Source organism: Bacillus cereus group sp. N8 (assembly GCF_016483685.1).
Classification (GTDB): Bacteria; Bacillota; Bacilli; order Bacillales; family Bacillaceae_G; genus Bacillus_A; species Bacillus_A proteolyticus.
The window spans coordinates 484,107-507,379 of record NZ_JAEHBK010000001.1 but is presented as its reverse complement, the minus strand read 5'-3'; the positions used below and the strand labels follow the sequence as shown (position 1 = coordinate 507,379).

Genomic DNA, 23,273 nt, shown 5'->3' with positions numbered 1-23,273 from the left:
CCATTCGAAAAAACATGAAAATCATGACTGTTTGCTTTATAATAAGTAACAGATAATGCAAAACATAGACAAGGAGAGGTTTTCCCAATGATTTTTAAAGTATTTTATCAAGAAAAATTAACTGAGGTCCCAGTACGTGAAAATACAAAAGTTTTATATTTAGAGGCTACGTCTCAAAAGGATGTTCGTAAAAAATTAAATAAGTTCGCATATAATATCGAGTTCGTTCAGTCTGTTACTGGTAATCATCTTGAATATGAAAAACAAAACGCTGATTTAATATTAGCGGAAATCGTATAGTCATATGAAATTTCTAAAGAATGATCAAGCTGCCGTTTTTGCTTTAGGTGGACTTGGTGAGATCGGTAAAAATACATATGCTGTTCAATTTCAAGATGAAATTATTATAATTGACGCTGGAATTAAGTTTCCAGAAGACGAACTCCTCGGAATCGATTATGTAATACCAGATTACACTTATTTTGTGCGAAACGAAGATAAAATTAAAGGATTATTCATTACACATGGTCACGAAGATCATATTGGTGGAATTCCTTACCTATTACGTCAAGTGAACATTCCGATTTATGGCGGAAAATTAGCAATTGCACTAATCAAAAACAAATTAGAAGAGCACGGATTACTTCGTAAAGCAAAACTTTATGAAATTCAAGAAGATGATGTTATTAAATTTAAAAAGACATCTGTTTCCTTCTTCCGTACAACTCACAGTATCCCAGATTCATACGGAGTTGTTGTAAAAACACCTCAAGGACAAGTCGTTCATACAGGTGATTTCAAATTCGATTTCACACCAGTCGGTGAGCCAGCAGATTTAACAAAAATGGCCGAAATCGGAAAAGACGGTGTACTTTGTCTCTTATCTGATAGTACAAACAGTGAAGTACCAAACTTTACGATGTCTGAGCGCCGTGTTGGTGATAGTATTCAAGATATTTTCCGCAAAGTAGAAGGTCGTATTATCTTCGCAACCTTTGCATCAAATATCCATCGCTTGCAACAAGTTGTTGAAGCAGCTGTTGAAAACAATCGTAAAGTGGCTGTATTCGGCCGCAGTATGGAGGCAGCGATTGAAATCGGACAAAACCTTGGTTATATTCGCTGTCCAAAGGATACATTCATAGACACATCTCAGCTAAACCGCCTACCAGCTAATAAGGTTGTTATTTTATGTACAGGTAGTCAAGGTGAGCCGATGGCAGCACTTTCACGTATTGCTAATGGTACTCATCGTCAAATTCAAATTATCCCTGGCGATACAGTTGTTTTCTCTTCTTCACCAATCCCAGGCAATACAATTAGTGTAAGTCGTACAATTAACATGTTGTACCGTGCTGGCGCTGATGTAATCCATGGAAAACTGTCAAACATTCATACGAGTGGACATGGCGGACAAGAAGAACAAAAACTAATGCTCCGTCTAATTAAACCGAAGTATTTCATGCCAATTCATGGTGAGTATCGTATGCAGCGTATGCATATGAAATTAGCTAATGATTGTGGTATTCCAGAAGAAAATTGTTTCATTATGGATAATGGAGATGTTCTTGCTTTACGTTCTGATGAAGCAAGCGTAGCTGGGAAAATTCCATCTGGCTCTGTCTATATCGATGGAAATGGTATTGGAGATATCGGGAATATCGTATTACGTGATCGTCGCATTCTTTCTGAAGAAGGACTTGTTATTGTAGTTGTAAGCATTGATATGAAAGAATTTAAAGTTGCAGCAGGACCCGATATCATCTCGCGTGGTTTCGTCTATATGCGTGAAAGCAGCGATTTAATCAACGATGCTCAAACATTAATTACAACACATTTAGAAAAAGTAATGGAGCGAAAAACAACACAATGGTCTGAAATTAAAAATGAGATTACAGACACATTAGCACCATTCCTATACGAAAAAACGAAACGCCGTCCAATGATTTTACCAATCATTATGGAAATATAAGAGAAAAGGACAATGCCGAGGAGGCATTGTCCTTTTCTCTTATCTTAAAAAATGCTTAAAACGATCTACTTCATCGTCATGACCAATTACAATTAATATATCTCCCGCTTGAATGTTTTCTGTAGCTCGAGGAGATACGATAACTTCTTTTCCACGTTTAATTGCTACAATGTTCAAACCAAACTTCGCACGAATGTCTAATTCAATTAAAGAGTGTCCATCAATTTTTTTATTTGCAATAATCTCTACAATACTATGCTCATCTGAAAGCTCTAGGTAATCTAACACATTACTTGATGCAATATTATTTGCAATCCTTTTTCCCATATCTCGTTCTGGATGCACAATATGATCGGCCCCTATTTTACTTAGCACTTTTTCATGATAGTCATTTTGAGCTTTCACAGTAATATTTTTCACACCTAATTCTTTCAAAATTAACGTTGTTAAAATACTTGAATTTAAATTATCTCCAATAGCAACGACTACATGATCAAAATTGCGAATACCAAGACTTTTTAATACCATCTCATCTGTTGAATCTGCAATCACGGCATGCGAAGCTATATTTGCAAACTCATTAATTTTATCCTCATCTGAATCAATTGCCATTACTTCCATACCTAATTGAGCGAGTTCTCGGCAAATACTTCCACCAAAACGTCCAAGCCCAATAACAGCAAATTCTTTCTCTTTTTCGCCCACAGGAATTCCTCCAATAATATCAAATACTATGTACTTTTATTGTAACATACTTTAGATTCGCTACAAAAACCTGTATATAATTCTTATTTTTGTTTTTGCATATAAAAATACTGTTGTAAATAAAATGCGATACCGAAAATTAACATACCGAATACAAAAATATTTCCAAATGAACTAAATGTTTCAAAAACAAACAATAACGTTTCTTGTCCGAAAAAAGCAAATAATAGTTGTGTAAATGCGAATACCAATGCCAATATATAATGATGTTGATGGAACAAATAATGTGTCGCGCCTAAAAAAGCTATAAACGAAACAATAAAAATCCACCAAGTTTCTAAAAACAGTTGCCAATTAGTAAATTGATATCCATTTACTAATATCGCAATAATTCCTATAACTGCCATCGTCGGCACACTCCATAATAATGCACGTCCTCTAAAGAAGCGTGTACCTTTTGCATCGCCTTTTTCATTTGCAATGTATGTTAGCACGACAGTACTTATATACAAAACCGAAAGGATTGTTAAAACAATGATAAGCCAAAAATGTAATTGATAATATTCATGTTCTATATTCGTCACGATTGCAGCTAACATACACGGAATTAGCATTCCTGTCCAACCATCTACTTTTCTTTCATTCCAAAATACCGTATTACCAATCCGAATTCCTAATAGCATAAAAATAATGATACCTAGCACAAATAATGTAGTCTTATTCCCTACTAAGCTCGTTGAGAAAGCAATTAATCCAATAAATAAAAAAAGAACAAATCCATTCATAATTTCTAGTACAGGTGACAAATATCTTTTCACCCATTTGTATGTTTCTTCATATTCACTATTATTCGCTAAACGATAGGCGTAAAAACTTATCCCAAAATAAACCGCCGCAATAATAACATATGCATATAAGACGAAACATAAAATCGCACTGCTAATTTGCACGTAATTCCCCACCCTTTTTTCTATGTATCACATTGATTTTACACACTTTTCATACTAAAAGTAAACATATATAAGTAGTTAAATAATTATCTTCTTTATTAGCAATAATTAATAATGAGCAGTGGCTAAAAACCCCCTGCTCATTATTAAAACACCAAATGTAACTTTACTCATTTGAATGAAAATGTCTAACACTAACAAATATGAAAGATATTTTCGTCTCGGAACTAAGAAGTCACCACTCTAAACTGTTGCAAATTTAGCGCGGGAGTTCACTTTCTATTTCCCTTCCACTTCACATATTGATTTAAAAATACAATCACTTTCTCAATAACCTCTTCGTCGGGTTTTAATTTTGCATGATGTAAACCATATTCTGAATTTACTCCAAGCCAAAACATAAATCCAGGTATCTCTCGAAGCATATAACCAAAGTCTTCACCTGTCATTGCCTCCGTACATGTAATTACGTCCATATTCGTTTGTTCACGTGTAAATTGCATAAACTCTCGCGTTAACTCTTCATGGTTATACACTTGATGATACATCGCTCCGTAGTCAATAACAGCCTCACATTGAAAAGAAGCTTCTATTCCCGCAACAATTGCCTCGATTCGGCTTTTAACACGTTTCATTGATTCCACTGATAGCGTTCGAATTGTTCCTTCTAAACGAGACTTTTCTGCGATGATGTTTTGGACTGTACCACCTGTAATTTTCCCAATTGTAATTACCGCACTATCAAGAGGGTTCACATTACGACTAATAACTGATTGAAGTTGTGTAACGAGATGACTCGCTGCAACAATCATATCATTTGCTGTATGCGGATATGCAGCATGTCCACCTTTTCCTTTTAAATCAACGTATAACTCTGATGTATTCGCAAATAATAAACCTTCTTTTGTAGCAATTGTTCCCACAGAGTATTCAGGCGCAATATGAAGCCCAAGAATCATATTCGGCTTCCATTCTTTTAACTCTTCACTTTCTAACATTGGAAGTGCACCGCCTGGCCCTTCTTCAGCTGGTTGGAATATAAACACAAGATCATCGTCTATTCTTTCGCTTACAGCCGCTGTTAGAAGTCCTAAACCGATTGTTGTATGCAAATCATGTCCACATGCATGCATCATTCCTTCATGGACGGAAGAGAATTCATATCCAGTTTCCTCTGTAATTGGTAGACCGTCTATATCTGCACGGTAACCTATTATTTTTTCTGGATTTTTTCCATTTACTTTAACAATTACACCTGTTTTCCATGTTTTCACTTCCAAATATTCATTAGGAAGCGTTCCTATATAGTCTAAAATATACCGTTGTGTTTTCCACTCTTTAAATCCGATTTCCGGAATTTTATGTAAATCTCTACGAACTTGAACAAATTTGCTTACTGTCATTTTTGCACCTCTATCTATAAAAAGCGTAAGAGCACATTCATGCTCTTACGCTTTTTGTTTTTTATTTCTCTGGGTTTAATTGACGAAGCTCTTGTTTAATTTCAGTTTTTGCTTTTGTCTTCTCATCAATTTCTTTAATTACACGTGCCGGAGTTCCCGCAACAACTGTATATGGAGGCACATCTTCTGTTACAACAGCTCCTGCTGCTACAACTGCACCTTTACCTACTGTAACGCCTTCTAGAACAACTACATTTGCACCAATTACAACATCGTCTTCAACGATAACTGGTTTTGCAGAAGGTGGCTCAATAACACCCGCAAGTACAGCTCCTGCACCCACGTGACAGTTTTTACCAACTGTTGCACGTCCACCAAGCACTGCGTTCATGTCGATCATAGTACCTTCGCCAATTACAGCACCGATATTAATTGTTGCATTCATCATGATAACAGCATTGTCACCAATTTCAACATTATCACGAATAATTGCGCCTGGCTCAATACGAGCTGTAATACCTTTTAAATCAAGCATTGGAATTGCAGAATTACGACGGTCGTTCTCAACTACATAGTCAACAATGTACTTGCTATTTTCATCAAGAATTGTCTTAATTTCAGACCATTCTCCGAATAATACACCAGATTTTTTATTTACAAATGCTTGTACTGTTTCAGGGAATGTTACTTCTTTTAAATCCCCTTTTATGTATACCTTTACAGGAGTTTTCTTTTCACTTTTTTGAATAAAAGAAATAATTTCGTTAGCGTCCATCATTTTCATTCTTGTTGCCTCCTAAATCCATTTATAATGTTACTCTACCAAACGATAGGGCGAGTAGCAAGACAATAATCTTATTTTTCCATTTGAATTTCTTCTATAATTTCTAAAAACGCTTGCACTTGCTTCAACTGCCTTGCCGAGTCACTCGTCAATAACCATGTTTCTCTCGTTAATTGAACAGGTGTTTTATACATGTTTTCCTGCACTTCTTTTAAAACAGTCGAAGGTAAAAGAGCATAGCCTATACCATTTAAAACAAGCTGTTTGCACGTTTCAATTTGGTCAACTACAATCGTTCGCTTAGGTGGATTGGAAAATAATCCATACCACCAATTTTGTATTTGTCCATAGTAGGTCGAATCACTTTTAAATTGAATAAAAGGTCTATTTGTCTCTTTCAACATTGTAATATCTTTTATTTCTTTATCAACTAAGTATAATTCATCTTCAAATAATTGTTGCTTCTGACCTTTATATTCTTGTGTCCCTCTTAATATGGCGACGTGAACGTCTCCTTCATAAAATTGCTTTTGCACTTCACTACTCCAGCCAGTAAACAGAGATATCTTCACAGAAGGATACTTTTGCACAAATTTTTTCAAAACAGGTGGAAGCCAATATTGACCAATGACTGACGCAACAGCTATTTTTAGCGTACCGTATGTTTCCGTTCTAAAAAGAGCCAGTTCACTTTTTATATCTTCTTCTTTTTGTAACATTTCTTTCGCATAATTTGCAACTTTTTCCCCTTCAGGTGTAATTGTCAATCCTTTTTGTGAACGAATAAAAAATTTCATTCCCCATTGTTTCTCCATAGATTGTAATCGTTGACTAAGCGCAGGTTGGGAAACAAATAAACGTTCCGCCGCTTTTCTCATATTTGATTCCTGAGCTAACACAACCATCATTTGAAAATCATCGATTTGCAACTTTCTCCCTCTTTCCTTAGCTTCCATACACCTAATTCTAATAAGCATTTCATCTTTAATTTAATTGAATAATTTTATACATTAGAACGGTTTGTTAGTTCAAACCTTTCTTATGTTTTATGTCCTTTTAAATATAATACATACACAACTGATATGCACGAAAAAAAGTGACTTCTCCTTTTCTGTGAAGTCACTTTTCCTATGTTATCGATTATGCTGTCTCACTTTTTTATTCAACAATTTTAAAATAGCTCGGCGTGTCAAAATACCCTCGAAGTAACCTTCTTCATTGACAGCGCAAATAAAAGGATGATCAATTGTCATTTCTAAAGCTTTTGCAAAGGAATCTTCTAACATAAGAACTGGAATCTCTTCCTTCATCACTTGTTCCACTTTCATATTCTCAAGTCTTTCAAACTCAATGCGCTCTAATCCTAAAATACCATCTAAAATCATAGCAGTACTAATCAACCCATGTAATTTATACGTAGGGTCTAAAACAGGAATCGCCGAATATCCAGATTTCACAAGAACGAGTAAAGCATGTTCTAAACCATTCCCTATTTGGACATGTGCTACTTTTTCTGATGAAATCATTAAATCCTTCACAAGAATTTGTTGAAACTCATCTTTCGGAATACTAATCATGTTACATCCCCCATTTTCCCTTTTTCCTGCTTATATTCTCTGATCCTATTCACATTTTATGATAGCGTTTTCATATTATTATTTTGTCCTGACATTCTTCTAATAAAAAAGATACACAGCTATTTTAGCATACAACATAAAAAAAAGACTACCATTCCGGTAGCGCTTAATACCCTTTATTTTTTAATCGGTAAAACAATCTTGTGATTTTTTTATATTGTGTCACATCTGTCTGTTTTAAACCATTCTCAATGTCTGTAAGCTCCACCGCTAAAATTTCGCTCGCATAATTTTGCTGAAACAGAATATCCAACAATAAATCTTCTTCTTCTCTCGTTAAAACAAATTCCTTTTCCATATGTCCCTCTCCTTGTCCTCGCATCATCACTCTTATTATATAAAATTTCCAACTTATTTAATAGATGTAATATTCAGTTTTTAATAAAAGTATTTAACGAACATATAGAAACCATTTCACATTATTTCGTATACCTGTTCGCATAACTAAACGCCGCATAAGCATCCGGTTTAATTTTTGCTGTTAATCCCATCGCTTGAATTTTCTTCGTCATATCTAAAATAAATTCTTTTGTTAAACCATCATTCCCAATATCTAAATGAATTTCCATTATGAATCCCGCTCCATCTTGAGCGTATGGGTGCAATAAATCCCAGATTGTTTGTATATGATTTGGAGTAAATAGACAGGCAATTTCTTGACTAAACTGCGTTTCTAAATATATTTTCTCTCGCAAAGTTGCTGGCTTATTTTTTACTGATTTGTGGTGCAAACATCCCCATGCTCCTTTTCCAACCCGATGAATATGTATCGCTGTAATAAACCTCGTATCCTTTTGATGTGCTTGTGAGTCTGTCCCAATAGATAATCGATATAAATTTCGCGGATCCTTTTCAATGAAACTACAAATGCGGTTAAATACCATATCAAAATTCAAATGCCTCTCAGAAACATTATAAAATGTATGTTCACCGTCCACATAGTCACGTCCTTTCAATTAGACAGACTTTTCGTATTCTCATTGTATGGGACAAAAACAAAAATTATAACTCACTACCCTTTATTCGTTTCAATATTTCGGATTACATAATGACAAAACCTACACGTATAAATTACATTTTGATTAGACTGAGCAGTTAATACATGATTAATTTCAGCATGACTGTGACAATTAGGACAAATAACAATCGGTAAGCGTTCCATCCTTTTCACCTCCTATTACTATTTACTACCATTGTAGGAAAAATAAAAAATTCCTATACATATACATTTGTGGAAGTTCTTTTATTTCATTGCGACTTCCACTAATGTATAGCCTATTAATTAATATAACTAAAAAAGGTACTGCCAAATGGCAGTACCTTTTTTATATGTATCAAGAAATGATGTCGTAAATCTCAATTGCCACCATGTCGATGTTGTCGAATTGATACACTTGAGGTTTTTCACCTTGTTGATACACTTCTAACTCATACATTTCACTTTTATCGAAAAATTTCACGCTACATTTGCGCTCACCGTTCACTTCAAAATAGCGTTGTGCTACTTCACCGCTTTCAGCTTGTTCTTGTAGACTAACAAGTCGAGTTAAAATTCCTTGGAGTAGAGACATGAAATCTCTCCTTTCTCTGATCTTCCTACCAATAGGTTTTACAGCTATACTCATTCTATCCGTCATAACAGAAAAAATGTTCCACACTCTAGGATAAAGGTTCTTGGCCAGAAACTCAACTAAAATTTGTCGAAATACGAAGGAAAAAGAAGAAAGAATATCTTTTCCCTTCTTTATTGCTCTTTTTATACTGACAGAATATAATAAAACACAGAAAAAGGGAGGAATTACAATGAAAAAAATTGAGGTTTATACACAGCCTGATTGTCCGCCTTGTACCATTGTGAAAGAATTTTTAAAACATAATGACGTTGTGTATGAAGAATTTGACGTAAAAAAAGACGCCGCTGCACGCAATCGTCTTTTATATGACTATGACTCCTATTCAACTCCAACAGTTGTAATTGACGGAGAAGTTGTCGCAGGTTTTCAAATTGAAAAATTACAACAGCTACTTGGTATAGAATAGGAATAGGGAGAAACCTATTCCTATTCTCATAATTGTTGTAACCTTTTTATTTCAGCCAAAAGTTCCTGACTTTCATGATACCCTGCTAATTTCCATTTCCCATTATCCTTTTGTAATGTCACAATTTGATATTGTCCACTTTTTGCCCGTTCATAGACGTATAAATTTTTATGTTCCTCATCATATGACATTTTTGTTTCTGAATTAAAGGAAAACGGAGCTTCTTTTGCTGGAAGTAAATACTCACCACTTTGTTTTTCATTTCTACTGTTTTCATCTGTAAAAACTTGAAGGAAATTATTTGTAAAATATGGTGATAACGTCTCTATCATCTTATTCATTGGTATTTGCTTCCCTCGAATTGAAAATTGCGTCTCATAACCTTTTTGTATCGTTGTAAACACTTCTTTCCGATCCACTTTCACTTCTTCTTTCCCTAAAACAGTTGTGACGCTATAGCCAACTAGAAAGGCAACACATATAAATAGAACAAACCATATTCCATATTTCCTCATTTTTTCACCTTCCTTTTAAAAGAGCTTGTCTTTGTAGTATTCATTGTAACAATGATTATGCAAAGACAGGGATGATTTCGTTCGTAAAATCTTTACAACGATAGACAGCATTTTCATTATTATTTTCACTATTACCAATTTATGATAAAAACAAACAAAAAAATGCACGAATCTCTTCGTGCATTAAAATAAAACGTCTTCTTCATATAAATATTCATAAGATAAATCTATAAATAAAAAGTTTTCATCATCAATCGGAAAAGAAAATGTTCGTACCATTTCACCAGTTTCAATATCGGCATATAAATCCGAGAGCCTTGCCTTATTCTCAAAACGCATTTTCATGATATTCTCGAGAAAATACGGACGCCAACTCCAGTTTTTCATATAATACTCCGGCATCACAATCCATTCACCATCTTTTTTCATAACATTACCTGATTGCTGGAAACCATCTTCATTACAAATAAATATCCGAAAACTACATTGTGATACACTTTGGCTAAATTGTAATAACCAGTCATTTATATCTTCATTCTTTTTTTGTTTTGACAGAACATCACCAATTCGATCACGTAACATCTCTGTTAAATTATAAATTTTTTGCAACTTCTTCTTCTCATGCAGAATAAATTGATGACATTCATTACCAAGTCGCTCTTTTAAAACATTCGTTTCAATAAAATCAGGTAAACATTCTTTCAAATAATTACCTTGATAATATCTACCACCGTTTTTCCAAGCATATTGTAGTTGATAAAAAGCATCAATCTCTTCATATAACAATGTCGCACCAATTCTTCTAGCAAGTAAAGATAAGGAATATAAAATATCTTGATAAGATTGTAAAAGTGCAGTTTGCCTTAGGTTTGTTAAATCTACTTTTAAAATATCCGGTGCTAACACGCTAATACGTTCTAAATTACTTGTACCCGTTCCTACTTTATTAATCGAAATTTGAATACCATATGTACGATAATACATCAGCAAATGATTAAATTGCTCGATATCTTCTTTACATTCATGTTCTGTAATCTCTAAAACAATGTGGTTCAAATTTAAACCTTGTTTTTCATACATCAATAAAAGTTGAAGTAAACTTTCATCTTCATCATTCATTAATACATTGGCATTCCGATGTATAAATAATAATAATTTTTGATCTGTTTCTAAATACCTATTTAACGCTTTTTCTACTATGATATTATCCGCTTCCAGTTGGAACTCACTCGGAATAGAATCATCATGGAAGAAAGACGCTAAACTTTGTATGCCCTCTTCTGTTTGAATACGTCCTACAACTTCATATCCAATTACTGTATGCTCATCAGCACTAAAAATAGCTTGATAATAAGGAAGGACTTTATCCAAGTTACTCATTACATCTAATGCATCTATCAACGTGCTTCCCTCCCTTTACTTTTCAAAAATTATAACACGATATTTACGGAAAAATAATAAAAAATCCCTTCAGTTTTCCTGAAGGGATTAGAGGGGTAAAATGCTAAGGGGAATTAGCAATTCTACTATGAAGAAAAAAGAGGTCTTAAATATACCGTATATATTCCCCTTTGTAAACACCTTTCTCTAACGTGTCACAATTTCGTCACATTTTACCGGAGAAAAATGAATACATCATCCATTTTTCATCCCTTTTAAAATGGATATTGGTGCAAATGTTGGCCACCATCCATTGTCATACAAGTTCCATTTATGTATGCAGCTTCATCTGAACATAAATAATAAGCTAGACCCGCGATTTCTTCTGGTGTCCCCAACCTACCAAGTGGGACACTCTGTATTGTACGCTTAGCCATTTCTTCTGAAATCCATAATTTATCGGCACCGCCCGTACGTTCAATCGGCCCTGGTGCGATAGCATTAACTCGTATCCCATATTTACGCCCCCACTCAACAGCAAGCGTTTTAGTCATCGCTAATACACCAGCTTTAGCTGCTGCTGAATGAATAACCCCTGGCCCTGCATCCCATGCATATGTTGCCACCATGTTAATGATATTTCCTTTTATGCCTTTTTCAATCCAATATTTTCCGACAGCCTGGCTACAATAAAATGTACCATTTAATACAATATTAATGACCGAATTCCAGCCATTCACTGATAGGTCCTCTGCTGGACAAATAAAGTTTCCAGCTGCATTATTTATTAAAATATCAATTCGTCCAAACTTCTCATCAATATGCTCAATCATCTTTTGAATATCATCCGTATTTCGTACATCCATTTGTACAGGCAATACTTGCCCCGGAAACTGTTCAATCTCTAGCTTTGTTTCTTCTAATTTTTCTTTTGTACGTCCTGTAATAACAACTCGTGCCCCTTCTTTCGCAAAACGAGTCGCCATTCCTTTTCCCATTCCACTTGATCCACCTGTTATAATAACTACCTTCTCTTTCACATACATCCCCTCCAAAAAATGAATACACATTCATTTTATCATTTTATTTAACAGAAATCTTTATATTTTTAATATTTTCTGATATTTTAACGTAAAGAGGTTTCTTTTCGTTCATTTTTTCTTAATCTATACTACTTTTTTAATATTAAAAATATATTTTAAAAAAACTGAAAGGAGATTCAAGTAACCTGTATATGAAAAAAATTACAAGAAGAAATTTTTTAAAAGCTGGAATACGCACTTGTCTATATTCATTTATAACCGCTAGCATCGGCTATTATTATGCTAAATATATAGAACCCTATTTGCTTTCCTTTACCCAACACACACTTACATCACAACTCATACCAAAAAGTTTTCATGGTATGAAGATTCTTCAATTTAGCGATTTACATCTAGGATACTATCTCTCTCTCCAACATTTATCTCAAATCGTTTCCAAGATTAATGCTGAAAAGCCAGATATTGTCCTTTTTACTGGTGATCTCATTGATGATTATCAAACATATACCGAGGCTCCTTTTGTGGCATCCATTTTAAAGAATATACAAGCACCCTTCGGTAAATTTTCTATTTATGGTAACCACGACCATGGGGGATATGGAACCGAATACTATGATCACATCATGCGTGAATCTGGATTTGAACTTTTACAAAATAGTGAAAAGCGAATTCGTTTACTGGATAATAGTGAAATTTCCATTTTCGGACTCGATGATGTACTACTAGGTAAACCAAAAATAGCGGAAACTTTACAGCACGCAAAACAAAATATTTATACAATTGTTCTCGTTCACGAACCAGATATCGCGCCACAAATCGCTACATATCCAATCAACCTTCAACTTTCTGGTCATAGCCATGGCGGACAAGTACAAATTCCTTTTTTAGGTGCTATTATTACCCCGTCGCTTGCAAAACAATATATTGAAGGTTTCTATAACATTCAGGATTTGATTCTCTATGTCAATCGAGGTATTGGAAGAACACGTGTCCCATTCCGCTTTATGTCAAAACCCGAAATTACACTCTTCACCCTACAACATTCGTAACAATTCGCCTATTTTCTTACTTATCCTTCCTTGTACTCGCTCATCCACGCTTGGTCCACCATATGATAAAAATGAGTCCAATAAAGGAGGTTTGTTCATGTATCCATATTACCAACCTATCCCAGTTCGTTCAGCACCTATTGGCCCAGCAGGCGACTCACGCTTCTTTCCATTTTTCGGTGTTCCATTTCTAGCCGGAATTGCTGGAGGATTGCTCGGCGGAGCATTAGCTTTCGGCCCTAGACCGTTTTATCCGCCTTATCCACCACCTTACCCACCACCAGCACCTTATCCTTGTTACGGAGGGCCTTGTCAACAACCATACTATTACTAATTTAAAACAACGATTCTTCCACTTTTATTCTCTCAACTAAGCGATCCATCATACGCATATAATAAAAACTATTCTCCCTACTCATTCTTCCACTTTTGGAACACGTGAATAGAGACAAAGTAAAAACCTCTTAATCGAAATTAAGAGGTTTTTACTTTGTCTCTATTATTCAGCATCTGTATTTTGATAAGCCAACTTAAATAAACTCACTTGGCTATCAATTTCTTCTGCACCACTATTAATAATATAATAATAGTCACCATCTTTATTTTGTTCACGTGTTTTCACATTATCAGCTAAAGTAAGCTGTAAAATTGCCTTTATTCTCGCTTTCATTTCAATATCTAAAATTGGGAAAGATATTTCTACTCGTTTTTCCATATTTCGTGTCATCAAATCAGCTGAAGATAAGTATATTTTCTCATCTCCATTATGATGGAAATAATAAATACGACTATGTTCTAAATATCTTCCCACAACACTAACTACACGAATATTTTCACTTACATTTGGAATCCCAGGTCTTAAACAACATGTCCCTCTAACGATGAGCTCTACCCTTACCCCAGCTTGCGATGCTTCATACATTTTTTTTATTAACGGTTTATCTGTTAACGAATTCATCTTAGCGATAATATATCCATTTCCATATTGTCTATGGTAACGGATTTCCTCATCTATTAAATCCATAAATTGCTCTCTTATATCAAATGGTGCAACAGATAAATGATGAAAATACGGTTTCGTTGTATAGCCACTCAAATAATTAAAGAAATTTGTTGCATCTATACCAAAGTCTTTTCGCGATGTAATATATCCAAAATCGGTATATAACTTCGCTGTTGCATCATTATAATTTCCGGTTCCAAGATGTACAAACCTTTCAATTTTTCCGTTTCTTCTTCTTACAACTAACGTAATTTTACTATGCGTTTTCAAGTGACTTACTCCGTAAATAACGTGACATCCGGCCTGTTCCAATTCTTTAGCCCAATGAACATTATTCTCTTCATCAAACCTCGCCTTTAACTCAACCAATACCGTCACTTGTTTCCCTTTTTCAGCCGCTACCTTTAGCGCCTGAATAATCGGAGAATCTCCACTTACACGATATAATGTTTGTTTGATCGCAAGTACATTCGAGTCATCTGCCGCATCACGGACAAAATCAACGACTGGCTGAAACGACTCGAAGGGATGGTGTAATAAAATATCATGTTCTATCGCTTTTTCAAATACATCTTCCTCATCACCTAAATCTTGAGGAGGTTGAGGAATAAGAGCCGGATATACTAGATGTTCATATAAAGGCGCTAGTTTTTTATATAAGGAGAATAAACATGTTAAATCTAACGGTCCATCCATCATGTACACATCTTCATCTTTTACTTCCAACACTTCATACAATAACGCTAGCACTCTTTCATCAATGTGTTCTTTACCAACTTCTAAACGAACGGCAGCTCCCCACTTACGCTTTTTCAATTCTTTTTCAATTACTTTTAATAAATCGCGTGCACCTTCTTCATGGATTGTTAAATCCGCATTACGTGTAATACGGAAACGAGTAACGGGTGATACATTATATCCTGTGAATAATTTATGAGTAAAACCACTAATTACATCTTCTAATAAAATAAATTTATGTTTTTGTCCTTCACTCGGTAAAAATATGAAACGCTCCAGTAAAGAAGGCACTTGGACAATTCCTAACTTCGTGCGATTTTCTTCCTCTGCCTGTTTCTCATCGTATAAAATAGTAGCTAAATTCAAGCTTTTATTTAATAACATAGGAAATGGACGATACGCATCAATAGCTACAGGAGTTAATACCGGAAAGATTTGTTCATCAAAATATTCTTCTATAAATTCCCTCTGCTCTTTCGTCAAATCATGGAACGTTAGACGCTCAATCCCCTCTAGTTCAAGCGCTGGCAATACATAACCTTTAAACGTGTCATACTGTACAGTCATTAACTCATGAGCTTTTATCGCAATCTTATTTAACTGTTTCTTCGGTGTTAAACCCGCTTTATTTTCTGGCTGATTAAATCCGGCACTTACTTGATCTTTCAAACCTGCTACGCGCACCATAAAAAATTCATCTAAATTTGAACTGAAAATACTAATAAACTTTAATCTTTCTAAAAGTGGATTATTTTCATCTTGCGCTTCTTGTAGTACACGTTCATTAAAAGCTAGCCAGCTCAACTCACGGTTATTATAATAAGCTGTATCATTTACATTTACTAAATTCCCCTTTAGCAATTCCATTCTCTTCACACTTCCCTTTGAAACTTTTTCACTATAATTTAGTTACTTTTATTTTATCAAATTACTATATTCCAAAGTGTTAATTTTTTGTAAAGACATCCGTACAACTTAACGTTTTGATTCAAATGATAAGTTAATATTCGTTTTCAATACTCTTTCCAGCTGCTTTTTTTGCTTTTCAGCTTGTACTTTTTCTGATAACGCCGATTGCTCACATACAATTCTAAATGTTAATCCTTCTTTACTTTCTGTTATAGATATCGTTTCAACAAGCGATCTTTGTCTCACATTTAAAGCAGCTGAAAATTGCAAAACAGCTCCTAATAACCGAATTTTTTTTTGTTCACTTTTCTCAAACCAACCTTCAAATGGAGCTAAATGTTGTTTAAATAACATTTTTGATTTGTATGAGGCAATAAGCGCTAATCTAACTCGGTCTTTATGCATCATACCATCAATTGTTTTATTCGCTAGTAAATAAAACGTATGTAATCGGCTCGCTTCTTCATCTATGTACTTCCCAATATTAAATACTTTCGCCGCTTGATGGAATATTTCCCAGTCTTTTTCCGACATAGAAATAAGCCCTACTCCTTCAAGTTGTTTACAAATCAATGTTCCTTGTTTAATAAGTTGAATTACAAATTCCATATCCATTTCGTATTCAAATGATAATAGATGTAAACTTTCTTCTACTACGTTTGGATAGTATGAAATCCCCAAATCTTTCGTTAATTCTTCATAGAAAACACCTTCTCTTAATCCTTTTTTACTCAATACAAATGCCGGTGCCTCTATAACGTTAACAAGTATATGAAAGACTTCGATAGCTGGAATAATCGTATCCGCTCGATCTTTTGCTAACCCCTCTAACTTTTGAAGCTCTATGAACGACAATTCTTTTAATTCCTCTTTTACATGTTGAATATCTTCTTCTTTCATTTTGTATAAATGTAATCCAGCTATAGGATAACAAATTAAATTTTGATGGATTTTCACCAAGTTCCTCGCACTCCCACCAATTGCGATAAGAGGTAATTTTTTATCGATTAACCATGGTAACGTTCGAAATTGATTCCATAAATAGTTTTTGATTTCCTCTAACTCTTCTGTAGTAGGAATATCCCCTTGAATAAATTGTTGCTTTAAAGAAAGTGCTCCAAAAGGAAAGCTATGATATTCTAAAATTTCTCTATTTCGGAAGTATGTAACTTCTGTGCTTCCCCCACCAATATCAACTGTAATTCCTTCTGAAAATGAAGTAGAATTCATAACTGCTAAATAACCGTAACGCGCTTCTTCATATTCTGATAAAACTCTTAGAGTAAAATCTGTTTGTCCTTCAACAAGTTTTTTAATTTCATCTTGATTCTCTGCCTGTCTAATTGTTGCCGTTGCGACACAAAGCACATGGTGTAAATTATGGAATCGTGTACTTTCTTGAAATTGAAATAATGTTTGTAACAATACTTCTATTCCTTCTTCACTTAATACACCATCTACTAAGTAATTTCTTAACCTAGCGACCACTTTCGTATTTTCAATCTCTTTATAAAAGCCTCCGCTTTGTTTTTCATAAATAACTAAGCGCATTGTATTAGAACCAATGTCTATAATGGCATATTGTTGTTTTAATATTTCTTTCAAACTTCTCACTCTTTCATTATCAAATTTCTGAAACATATTCTATTACTATTATACAAAATAGTTGTTTTTTGTAACAATATTGCTTTAATATTGAAAATATATACAATTACTTTTTGCATATAATAAAAACCCATTTTATTTATGCTATAATTAAGGAAAACTTGAAAGGAGATTCAATATGAAACCTTCACAACCACAATCTCAATTACATAACCAACATTCTATTAACAGACTAGCTCAATCTATTTTCGTTGTGAATCGTCATGCTAAAGCTGCAACTAACCCTAAGTACTTATACTGGTTAAAAAAGACTGCTTTAGAACGCTTAATTACTGAAAAGAAGGCTATCAAAGAAGGATTACATTTTTCTAGAAATCCACGTTTTAGTCAACAACAATCCGATGTCCTTATACGTTTAGGTGATTATTTTTTCCATATCCCTCCTACGAAAGATGATTTTCGCACCCTACCACATCTTGGTCACCTTGAATCCTCCTATCGAAATCCGAAAACAACCTTATCTTTAACAATAGCAAAAAAAACACTGCAAGATTATATTGGTCCTGAAGCATTAAAACAAGAAAAAAAATTAAGCGAACCAGTTCCATGGTATAGCCGTACCTATACAAAAAAATAAAACAGTTTGGCCAATTATAGGCCAAACTGTTTTATTTTTTCTCTTCTTTAATTTTAATATTTGCTTGTTTATAAAAAGCTATTTTTTCTGTATTATAGGATTTCGTGAATTCATTAAACTTATCTTTTTCTGATTCAATATCCTTATAAGATTGATTTACTACTTTTACTTTTTCACTTATATCTTTTAATTTTGTACCTTTATCTTGTAACATTGTATATAATTCTTTTTCTTGTTTTAACGATTTATTATAGCTATCATACATCTTATTAAATGAATCGTGTCGTTTCTCATATGTGCTTTTCACTTTATCCGCTTGATCTTTCAATTTCTTATCTTCAATTTTCTTCACATATTTATCTGCTGATTTCACTTCTTCTTGTGCCTTATTTAAAGATTCTTTTTCTTTTTTAAGTACTTTTTCTCGTTCATCTGTATTTTTCACTGCTTGGTTCAGTTTTTCCTTAACAGTTTGATTATTATCTTTTCCTTCTTGAACAATCTGGTTATATAATTCTTGTCCCTCTTTTTCTAAAGTTTCAAGTTTCTTTGCATCTTCAAACATTGTTTTTTCTTGCTTTGCAGCATTTTCAAATGCAACATATAATTCCTCTTCTGGTTTCGGTCCGAAACAACCGGCTAGTAAAGTCATTGATAATGCAGTTACAATTGCTAATTTATTATATTTCAACATCTTTTCCTCCTATTAGTAAACGATCATCGTGCCAAAAACCCCATGAAAACATGTAACTTCTTTATCTATTTCATGCTCGCATCTTTTTTACGAAGATCATCAATAATTATTTATACTGCTTGTACAATTTTAGCACTTGAAATTATGTAATGTCTTAAAACATAAAGGTATTTACTTTAATCTTACCTACTGCAAGAAACACTATAATGTTTCACCTGATAAAAGATAATCTATAACCTCTCATGTCTATCATTCCCTTTCTCGCTTTCTACCAAATAACCTCTTTGTCCATTTTACATAGTGCGAAGATGACCTCGCAACTCTTACAAAGATTCTTTTAATTTCTTAAAAAGGAAAAGTGTAGAGCATGTTTTCCTCTACACTTTTAAACTGAAAACATTGTGCAAAATGCATTGATACATCCACACACAATTATATGCTGATTCCATATATTTTTAAAGACTTTTGTTACAAAAAAAGTTTTCCCTTGTAACAAAAGTCAAAAAAATGTTACAAAAACTCTTTATATCATACTTCTTCAAATCAAAATTTCATTCATGACTTTGCAATTTTCTATAATTATACAATTGATTTTGTGCTTTTCTAAGCAAATCTTCAAAAGTTTTCCCTTCTATCGGATAACTTGCAGCCCCAAATAATAGTGTGACATTTAATAAATCATTCGCTATTTCATTTTGAATATTTTTGATTAATCGATTTGTTATTGTTGACTTTTCATAGCCATTATCAACAGCTACGATAACATATTTATTTTCATCCCACCTCGTCACTACATCACCCTTTCGCACTGTCTTTACAATTGTACGTTCTACTCTTTGGACTAACTCATCTAATTTTTTTTCTTGCACTGTGTCTTTTAATACATCCCATTCTTTTACAGAAAGGATATACACTGTAATATTACGAGAATCTCTTTCTGATAAAGCAGCTACTTTCCCGAAAAAATCAACGACAAAATCGTTGTTCGTCATTCCTCCTACTTCAATATTTTCATGCGTATTCGTTCTTTTATCGTACCGATGTCCAAAATAACAGCTTAGTATCATTTGCAGTATATAAATAATAAAGACGGTTAAAAATGATCGCGAATCTAGCTTAGCGATTACATCCTGAAGTGCAATCCATTCTGTAACCGCAACTGTGTTCCCAAGTAATAACCCACTAATTTTCCCTTTATATTTCATACTCTCCCCCCTTTTTATACCAATATATGTTTCTATAACAATAATGTTTTTCTACAAAATAAAAAATGTACATATTTAATGTACATTTCTACTTAAGCTTGTATACCTTTTCTAATTCATTTCATATATATAATATATATCGTTTTTAGAAAGGAGTGATATATATGCTTCAAAAAGAAAATCTATCAGATATTATACGTTTTCTAGCAGGTTTTCTATTATCGTTAAAATTACTATTTAATTCTTTCGGAGTGAACTTTATTACAAACGATCAAATTGATGCTATTGTAAATGTTGCTTCCTTTCTTTTCATTCTATATTTTGGTTATAAAAACAATTATGTAGGAAAAAAAGGAATCGAGCAAAAAAAAGTACTCAAAAAACACAACCTTCACTAAAAAAGGAACCTTTCATACAGGTTCCTTTTTATCATTGCCGCACAACAACTTCATTTGTTTGCAGTGGACCATATGATAATCCTTTATATTGAAATGTATATGTAGCCTGAAATAATGCGTTTTTAAGTGCTTTATCTTTATTTGCTTTTATTTTACAAATTAGTTCTACCTTCTCATTCGGTAATAAATTTTCGATTCGCCACCTTACAAGCTGGAACAGAAACTCACTCATCCCCTTATCAACCTTTAATGAGTTTGGAATATATGCAAAATAATCTCGAATCATATGACTTACTACAACTCGTGAAATCATTTCCATTCCTTTATTTTCAACTTCAATTCGAATAATAAGTATGTCATTTACATCATAGGTCAGTTCATATGAAAATTTTTCTTTATACATACTACGGATTTGTAATGTAACTGCTACATTAGGACATTCGTTTTCCTTTTTTGAGCCATCAATCCATAACACCGGTTGTAGCGGTATTGAACGCCTTCCTTGATCCGAAATTCGTTTCCACATTTTCATAATAATATTCACCCCATTTCAGATGCATCATCCATACGACCTTATTCTGCCTCTCTACACGATATTAATAAAGCTTGTTACAAAAGATATATAGTTATTACTCTTCCTTTTATCCTATTCGACAATATAAAGAAAAAACCATTTTTCCTCTGTTAACAGAAGGTATTCTTACCGAAATATTTTTTTACAATTTCCTTCATTGACTTTATACCAATATTAAGTATTACTCACTCTTTCGCTGTCCATACAACAGAATATTTTGACGGAAGAAAAAGTTTGCCTTTTAGTCAAATTTGACTATAATATTCTTTATGGCTTTGTCAGTGCACTTGTGTAAATTGATTTGAAAGAACTATATTAATTTTTTTATGCGCTGCACTCAAAACTTAATATAGTGTACTTATTATTAAAGGAGGGTTATATTTGGAATCTCAATTATTAAAAAAAGACTCCAACAAGACAAAATTTGTTGTTGCTGGTTTACTACTTGGTATTTTAATGGCAGCAATGGATAATACAATCGTTGCAACAGCAATGGCAACGATTGTTGGAGATTTAGGAGGATTTGACAAGTTCGTTTGGGTCACATCTGCATATATGGTAGCAACAATGGCAGGGATGCCTATCTTCGGAAAACTTTCTGATATGTACGGACGGAAACGCTTTTATATTGGTGGCCTCATTCTTTTCTTATTCGGTTCCGCACTTTGCGGAACAGCATCTAGCATTGAGCAGCTAAGTATTTATAGAGCAATTCAAGGAATCGGTGGCGGCGCTCTTATGCCTATCGCCTTCACAATTATGTACGATATATTCCCACCAGAAAAGCGCGGAAAAATGACAGGTCTATTCGGTGCGGTTTTCGGGACATCTAGCGTATTTGGCCCTTTATTAGGCGCTTATATTACGGACTATATAAGTTGGCATTGGGTCTTCTATATTAATATTCCATTAGGGCTTATCTCCTTCTTCTTTATTACTAAATACTACAGTGAATCTCTAGAATTTAGAAAACAAAAAATTGATTGGGCTGGCGCTATTACACTTGTTATTAGTATCGTTTGCTTAATGTTCGCCTTAGAACTTGGTGGTAAAGAATACGCATGGAATTCCAATGTAATTATCAGTCTATTTACAACAGTTGTTATTATGCTTATTATTTTCTTCTTCGTAGAAAGAAAAGCAACTGAGCCTATCATTTCATTCCATCTATTTAAAAAACCTTTATTCGCAGCTAGCCAAGGGGTTGCCTTTTTCTATGGCGCCGCTTTTATCATCTGTACCGTATATATTCCAATCTTCGTTCAAGGTGTTCTCGGCGGTTCAGCCTCAAATGCTGGATTGATTTTAACACCTATGATGGTCGGCTCTGTAATTGGAAGTCAAACAGGTGGACAGTTAGCTTCTCGAACAAGTTATCGTAACATCATGATGGTGTCTGGTGTTTTCTTCGTTCTTGGTATTTATTTACTAAGCACCTTAACAATGGACACACCACGTGTACTCGTAACGCTATTTATGGTTCTCGCTGGACTTGGTGTTGGTTTCTCATTCTCAGTTTTAAGTATGTCTTCTATCCACAAATTAGAAATGAGAGACCGTGGTTCTGCTACATCAACAAACTCATTCTTCCGTTCACTCGGTATGACCCTTGGTGTAACGATTTTCGGTACCATTCAAAATCATATTTTTACAGATAAACTAAACACTGTGTTCCCTCCTGAACTAGCAAAATTAGCCCCAAAAGGTGGAGACACAAGTTTCTTATTATCACCAGGTGCTACCGATAAAATACCAGCTGAAATATTAACTGGTATTAAAGAAGCTCTTGCTACATCTATTGCCAGTACATTCTTCTGGGCACTTATCCCGGCTGTATTAAGTATTATTTGTATTTTACTTATGGGAAATGAACGCCTCTTTACCGGACCAAAAACGAAACAAAAACAAAAGCAAGTAAGTTAGTATAGAAAAAAGAAACGGCATACCCTTTATGAAAAAGGGTATGCCGTTTATAATATATAAAGTAAAACTTTAATCAGCATAGGACCATTTCCACTGATTATAATCCCTC

General features: G+C 33.9%; 26 protein-coding genes. 8 read left to right on the top strand and 18 right to left on the bottom strand.

The annotated features are described in order from the left end of the window. Positions 1-87 precede the first annotated feature (87 nt). Both JDS80_RS02760 and rnjA read left to right on the top strand, forming a co-directional pair. Positions 88-300, top strand: a complete 213-nt coding sequence (locus JDS80_RS02760; RefSeq protein WP_060632082.1) for a DNA-dependent RNA polymerase subunit epsilon — start codon at positions 88-90, stop codon at positions 298-300. A gap of 4 nt (positions 301-304) precedes the next feature. Further along, positions 305-1,972: a ribonuclease J1 gene (rnjA, locus tag JDS80_RS02755; protein ID WP_000670372.1), complete on the top strand. Its 1,668-nt coding sequence runs from the start codon at positions 305-307 to the stop codon at positions 1,970-1,972. Between the two features lie 39 nt (positions 1,973-2,011). On the opposite strand, the gene JDS80_RS02750 is transcribed toward rnjA, so the two are convergent. From JDS80_RS02750 to JDS80_RS02705, 10 genes are all read right to left on the bottom strand, one after another. Further along, on the bottom strand, positions 2,012-2,677 hold the full coding sequence (locus JDS80_RS02750; RefSeq protein WP_000504032.1) for a potassium channel family protein: 666 nt from the start codon (positions 2,675-2,677) through the stop codon (positions 2,012-2,014). A gap of 83 nt (positions 2,678-2,760) precedes the next feature. Next, positions 2,761-3,627 carry a cytochrome C oxidase assembly protein gene (locus tag JDS80_RS02745; RefSeq protein WP_071771531.1) on the bottom strand — a complete coding sequence of 289 codons (867 nt, stop codon included), beginning with the start codon at positions 3,625-3,627 and terminating at the stop codon, positions 2,761-2,763. Between the two features lie 272 nt (positions 3,628-3,899). Continuing rightward, positions 3,900-5,030 (bottom strand): N-acetyldiaminopimelate deacetylase, encoded by a 1,131-nt coding sequence (locus tag JDS80_RS02740; RefSeq protein WP_098498809.1) that lies wholly within the window; start codon positions 5,028-5,030, stop codon positions 3,900-3,902. A 61-nt stretch (positions 5,031-5,091) separates the two neighbouring features. Further along, positions 5,092-5,814 carry a 2,3,4,5-tetrahydropyridine-2,6-dicarboxylate N-acetyltransferase gene (gene dapD / locus JDS80_RS02735; RefSeq protein WP_071746885.1) on the bottom strand — a complete coding sequence of 241 codons (723 nt, stop codon included), beginning with the start codon at positions 5,812-5,814 and terminating at the stop codon, positions 5,092-5,094. 71 nt (positions 5,815-5,885) lie between these two features. Then, positions 5,886-6,770, bottom strand: a complete 885-nt coding sequence (locus JDS80_RS02730) for a LysR family transcriptional regulator (protein ID WP_071746886.1) — start codon at positions 6,768-6,770, stop codon at positions 5,886-5,888. Between the two features lie 177 nt (positions 6,771-6,947). Continuing rightward, the gene (gene cbpB, locus JDS80_RS02725) at positions 6,948-7,391 is read right to left on the bottom strand and encodes a cyclic-di-AMP-binding protein CbpB (protein WP_000623577.1); all 444 of its coding nucleotides are present in this window, start codon (positions 7,389-7,391) and stop codon (positions 6,948-6,950) included. Positions 7,392-7,557: 166 nt separating this feature from the next. Beyond that, positions 7,558-7,749, bottom strand: coding sequence for an antirepressor AbbA (abbA, locus tag JDS80_RS02720; RefSeq protein WP_071771533.1), 192 nt, complete (start codon positions 7,747-7,749; stop codon positions 7,558-7,560). Positions 7,750-7,870: 121 nt separating this feature from the next. After that, entirely contained in the window at positions 7,871-8,389 is a 519-nt protein-coding gene (locus JDS80_RS02715) for a ribonuclease H-like YkuK family protein (RefSeq protein WP_071771534.1), read from the bottom strand. Positions 8,390-8,463: 74 nt separating this feature from the next. Further along, complete coding sequence (locus JDS80_RS02710; RefSeq protein ID WP_071746889.1) at positions 8,464-8,613, bottom strand: hypothetical protein; 150 nt, start codon at positions 8,611-8,613, stop codon at positions 8,464-8,466. Positions 8,614-8,785: 172 nt separating this feature from the next. Next, positions 8,786-9,022 carry a YkuJ family protein gene (locus tag JDS80_RS02705; protein WP_000055151.1) on the bottom strand — a complete coding sequence of 79 codons (237 nt, stop codon included), beginning with the start codon at positions 9,020-9,022 and terminating at the stop codon, positions 8,786-8,788. A gap of 232 nt (positions 9,023-9,254) precedes the next feature. On the opposite strand from JDS80_RS02705, the gene JDS80_RS02700 reads away from it, so the two are divergent. Next, positions 9,255-9,491 carry a glutaredoxin domain-containing protein gene (locus tag JDS80_RS02700; RefSeq protein WP_000717868.1) on the top strand — a complete coding sequence of 79 codons (237 nt, stop codon included), beginning with the start codon at positions 9,255-9,257 and terminating at the stop codon, positions 9,489-9,491. Positions 9,492-9,517: 26 nt separating this feature from the next. Here JDS80_RS02700 and JDS80_RS02695 read toward each other — a convergent pair whose 3' ends face one another. The 3 genes from JDS80_RS02695 to fadH form a co-directional block, all read right to left on the bottom strand. After that, positions 9,518-10,006 (bottom strand): DUF3993 domain-containing protein, encoded by a 489-nt coding sequence (locus JDS80_RS02695; RefSeq protein WP_001233796.1) that lies wholly within the window; start codon positions 10,004-10,006, stop codon positions 9,518-9,520. 183 nt (positions 10,007-10,189) lie between these two features. Continuing rightward, the gene (locus JDS80_RS02690) at positions 10,190-11,407 is read right to left on the bottom strand and encodes an EAL domain-containing protein (protein WP_000564312.1); all 1,218 of its coding nucleotides are present in this window, start codon (positions 11,405-11,407) and stop codon (positions 10,190-10,192) included. Between the two features lie 254 nt (positions 11,408-11,661). Next, positions 11,662-12,426, bottom strand: coding sequence for a 2,4-dienoyl-CoA reductase (fadH, locus tag JDS80_RS02685; protein ID WP_098498808.1), 765 nt, complete (start codon positions 12,424-12,426; stop codon positions 11,662-11,664). A gap of 194 nt (positions 12,427-12,620) precedes the next feature. Between fadH and JDS80_RS02680 the strand changes: the two genes are divergently transcribed. Together JDS80_RS02680 and JDS80_RS02675 are read left to right on the top strand one after the other, a co-directional pair. Next, positions 12,621-13,478 carry a metallophosphoesterase gene (locus JDS80_RS02680; protein ID WP_071746891.1) on the top strand — a complete coding sequence of 286 codons (858 nt, stop codon included), beginning with the start codon at positions 12,621-12,623 and terminating at the stop codon, positions 13,476-13,478. A gap of 97 nt (positions 13,479-13,575) precedes the next feature. Then, positions 13,576-13,812 (top strand): hypothetical protein, encoded by a 237-nt coding sequence (locus JDS80_RS02675; RefSeq protein ID WP_002122065.1) that lies wholly within the window; start codon positions 13,576-13,578, stop codon positions 13,810-13,812. Between the two features lie 165 nt (positions 13,813-13,977). Here the strand turns inward: JDS80_RS02675 and JDS80_RS02670 are convergent, their stop codons facing one another. Both JDS80_RS02670 and JDS80_RS02665 read right to left on the bottom strand, forming a co-directional pair. Continuing rightward, positions 13,978-16,086, bottom strand: a complete 2,109-nt coding sequence (locus tag JDS80_RS02670; RefSeq protein WP_199637025.1) for a polyphosphate kinase — start codon at positions 16,084-16,086, stop codon at positions 13,978-13,980. 108 nt (positions 16,087-16,194) lie between these two features. Beyond that, the gene (locus JDS80_RS02665; RefSeq protein WP_139254665.1) at positions 16,195-17,769 is read right to left on the bottom strand and encodes a Ppx/GppA family phosphatase; all 1,575 of its coding nucleotides are present in this window, start codon (positions 17,767-17,769) and stop codon (positions 16,195-16,197) included. 142 nt (positions 17,770-17,911) lie between these two features. Here JDS80_RS02665 and JDS80_RS02660 point away from each other — a divergent pair, with 142 nt between their 5' ends. Next, positions 17,912-18,370 carry a YkyB family protein gene (locus JDS80_RS02660; protein WP_000804854.1) on the top strand — a complete coding sequence of 153 codons (459 nt, stop codon included), beginning with the start codon at positions 17,912-17,914 and terminating at the stop codon, positions 18,368-18,370. Positions 18,371-18,401: 31 nt separating this feature from the next. Here the strand turns inward: JDS80_RS02660 and JDS80_RS02655 are convergent, their stop codons facing one another. Both JDS80_RS02655 and JDS80_RS02650 read right to left on the bottom strand, forming a co-directional pair. Next, positions 18,402-19,064 carry a YkyA family protein gene (locus JDS80_RS02655; RefSeq protein WP_071771536.1) on the bottom strand — a complete coding sequence of 221 codons (663 nt, stop codon included), beginning with the start codon at positions 19,062-19,064 and terminating at the stop codon, positions 18,402-18,404. 551 nt (positions 19,065-19,615) lie between these two features. Then, entirely contained in the window at positions 19,616-20,269 is a 654-nt protein-coding gene (locus tag JDS80_RS02650; RefSeq protein ID WP_199637023.1) for a diguanylate cyclase domain-containing protein, read from the bottom strand. Between the two features lie 164 nt (positions 20,270-20,433). Here JDS80_RS02650 and JDS80_RS02645 point away from each other — a divergent pair, with 164 nt between their 5' ends. Continuing rightward, positions 20,434-20,667 carry an SPP1 phage holin family protein gene (locus tag JDS80_RS02645; protein WP_071771538.1) on the top strand — a complete coding sequence of 78 codons (234 nt, stop codon included), beginning with the start codon at positions 20,434-20,436 and terminating at the stop codon, positions 20,665-20,667. A 31-nt stretch (positions 20,668-20,698) separates the two neighbouring features. Here the strand turns inward: JDS80_RS02645 and JDS80_RS02640 are convergent, their stop codons facing one another. Next, on the bottom strand, positions 20,699-21,199 hold the full coding sequence (locus JDS80_RS02640; RefSeq protein ID WP_071746897.1) for a hypothetical protein: 501 nt from the start codon (positions 21,197-21,199) through the stop codon (positions 20,699-20,701). Between the two features lie 423 nt (positions 21,200-21,622). Here JDS80_RS02640 and JDS80_RS02635 point away from each other — a divergent pair, with 423 nt between their 5' ends. Further along, positions 21,623-23,164, top strand: a complete 1,542-nt coding sequence (locus JDS80_RS02635; RefSeq protein ID WP_071746898.1) for an MDR family MFS transporter — start codon at positions 21,623-21,625, stop codon at positions 23,162-23,164. Positions 23,165-23,273: the final 109 nt, after the last annotated feature.

What these genes read in the sequence shown, in the direction of transcription:
- JDS80_RS02730 (WP_071746886.1), bottom strand. Translation starts at nt 6,770, where the DNA reads ATGGAAGCTAAGGAAAGAGGGAGAAAGTTGCAAATCGATGATTTTCAA.
- dapD (WP_071746885.1), bottom strand. Translation starts at nt 5,814, where the DNA reads ATGAAAATGATGGACGCTAACGAAATTATTTCTTTTATTCAAAAAAGT.
- JDS80_RS02700 (WP_000717868.1), top strand. Translation starts at nt 9,255, where the DNA reads ATGAAAAAAATTGAGGTTTATACACAGCCTGATTGTCCGCCTTGTACC.
- JDS80_RS02645 (WP_071771538.1), top strand. Translation starts at nt 20,434, where the DNA reads ATGCTTCAAAAAGAAAATCTATCAGATATTATACGTTTTCTAGCAGGT.
- JDS80_RS02695 (WP_001233796.1), bottom strand. Translation starts at nt 10,006, where the DNA reads ATGAGGAAATATGGAATATGGTTTGTTCTATTTATATGTGTTGCCTTT.
- JDS80_RS02710 (WP_071746889.1), bottom strand. Translation starts at nt 8,613, where the DNA reads ATGGAACGCTTACCGATTGTTATTTGTCCTAATTGTCACAGTCATGCT.
- JDS80_RS02680 (WP_071746891.1), top strand. Translation starts at nt 12,621, where the DNA reads ATGAAAAAAATTACAAGAAGAAATTTTTTAAAAGCTGGAATACGCACT.
- JDS80_RS02650 (WP_199637023.1), bottom strand. Translation starts at nt 20,269, where the DNA reads ATGAAATATAAAGGGAAAATTAGTGGGTTATTACTTGGGAACACAGTT.
- JDS80_RS02655 (WP_071771536.1), bottom strand. Translation starts at nt 19,064, where the DNA reads ATGTTGAAATATAATAAATTAGCAATTGTAACTGCATTATCAATGACT.
- JDS80_RS02675 (WP_002122065.1), top strand. Translation starts at nt 13,576, where the DNA reads ATGTATCCATATTACCAACCTATCCCAGTTCGTTCAGCACCTATTGGC.
- JDS80_RS02640 (WP_071746897.1), bottom strand. Translation starts at nt 21,199, where the DNA reads ATGAAAATGTGGAAACGAATTTCGGATCAAGGAAGGCGTTCAATACCG.
- cbpB (WP_000623577.1), bottom strand. Translation starts at nt 7,391, where the DNA reads ATGATTAGTATTCCGAAAGATGAGTTTCAACAAATTCTTGTGAAGGAT.
- JDS80_RS02760 (WP_060632082.1), top strand. Translation starts at nt 88, where the DNA reads ATGATTTTTAAAGTATTTTATCAAGAAAAATTAACTGAGGTCCCAGTA.
- rnjA (WP_000670372.1), top strand. Translation starts at nt 305, where the DNA reads ATGAAATTTCTAAAGAATGATCAAGCTGCCGTTTTTGCTTTAGGTGGA.
- JDS80_RS02705 (WP_000055151.1), bottom strand. Translation starts at nt 9,022, where the DNA reads ATGTCTCTACTCCAAGGAATTTTAACTCGACTTGTTAGTCTACAAGAA.
- abbA (WP_071771533.1), bottom strand. Translation starts at nt 7,749, where the DNA reads ATGGAAAAGGAATTTGTTTTAACGAGAGAAGAAGAAGATTTATTGTTG.
- JDS80_RS02665 (WP_139254665.1), bottom strand. Translation starts at nt 17,769, where the DNA reads ATGTTTCAGAAATTTGATAATGAAAGAGTGAGAAGTTTGAAAGAAATA.
- JDS80_RS02660 (WP_000804854.1), top strand. Translation starts at nt 17,912, where the DNA reads ATGAAACCTTCACAACCACAATCTCAATTACATAACCAACATTCTATT.
- JDS80_RS02740 (WP_098498809.1), bottom strand. Translation starts at nt 5,030, where the DNA reads ATGACAGTAAGCAAATTTGTTCAAGTTCGTAGAGATTTACATAAAATT.
- JDS80_RS02670 (WP_199637025.1), bottom strand. Translation starts at nt 16,086, where the DNA reads ATGGAATTGCTAAAGGGGAATTTAGTAAATGTAAATGATACAGCTTAT.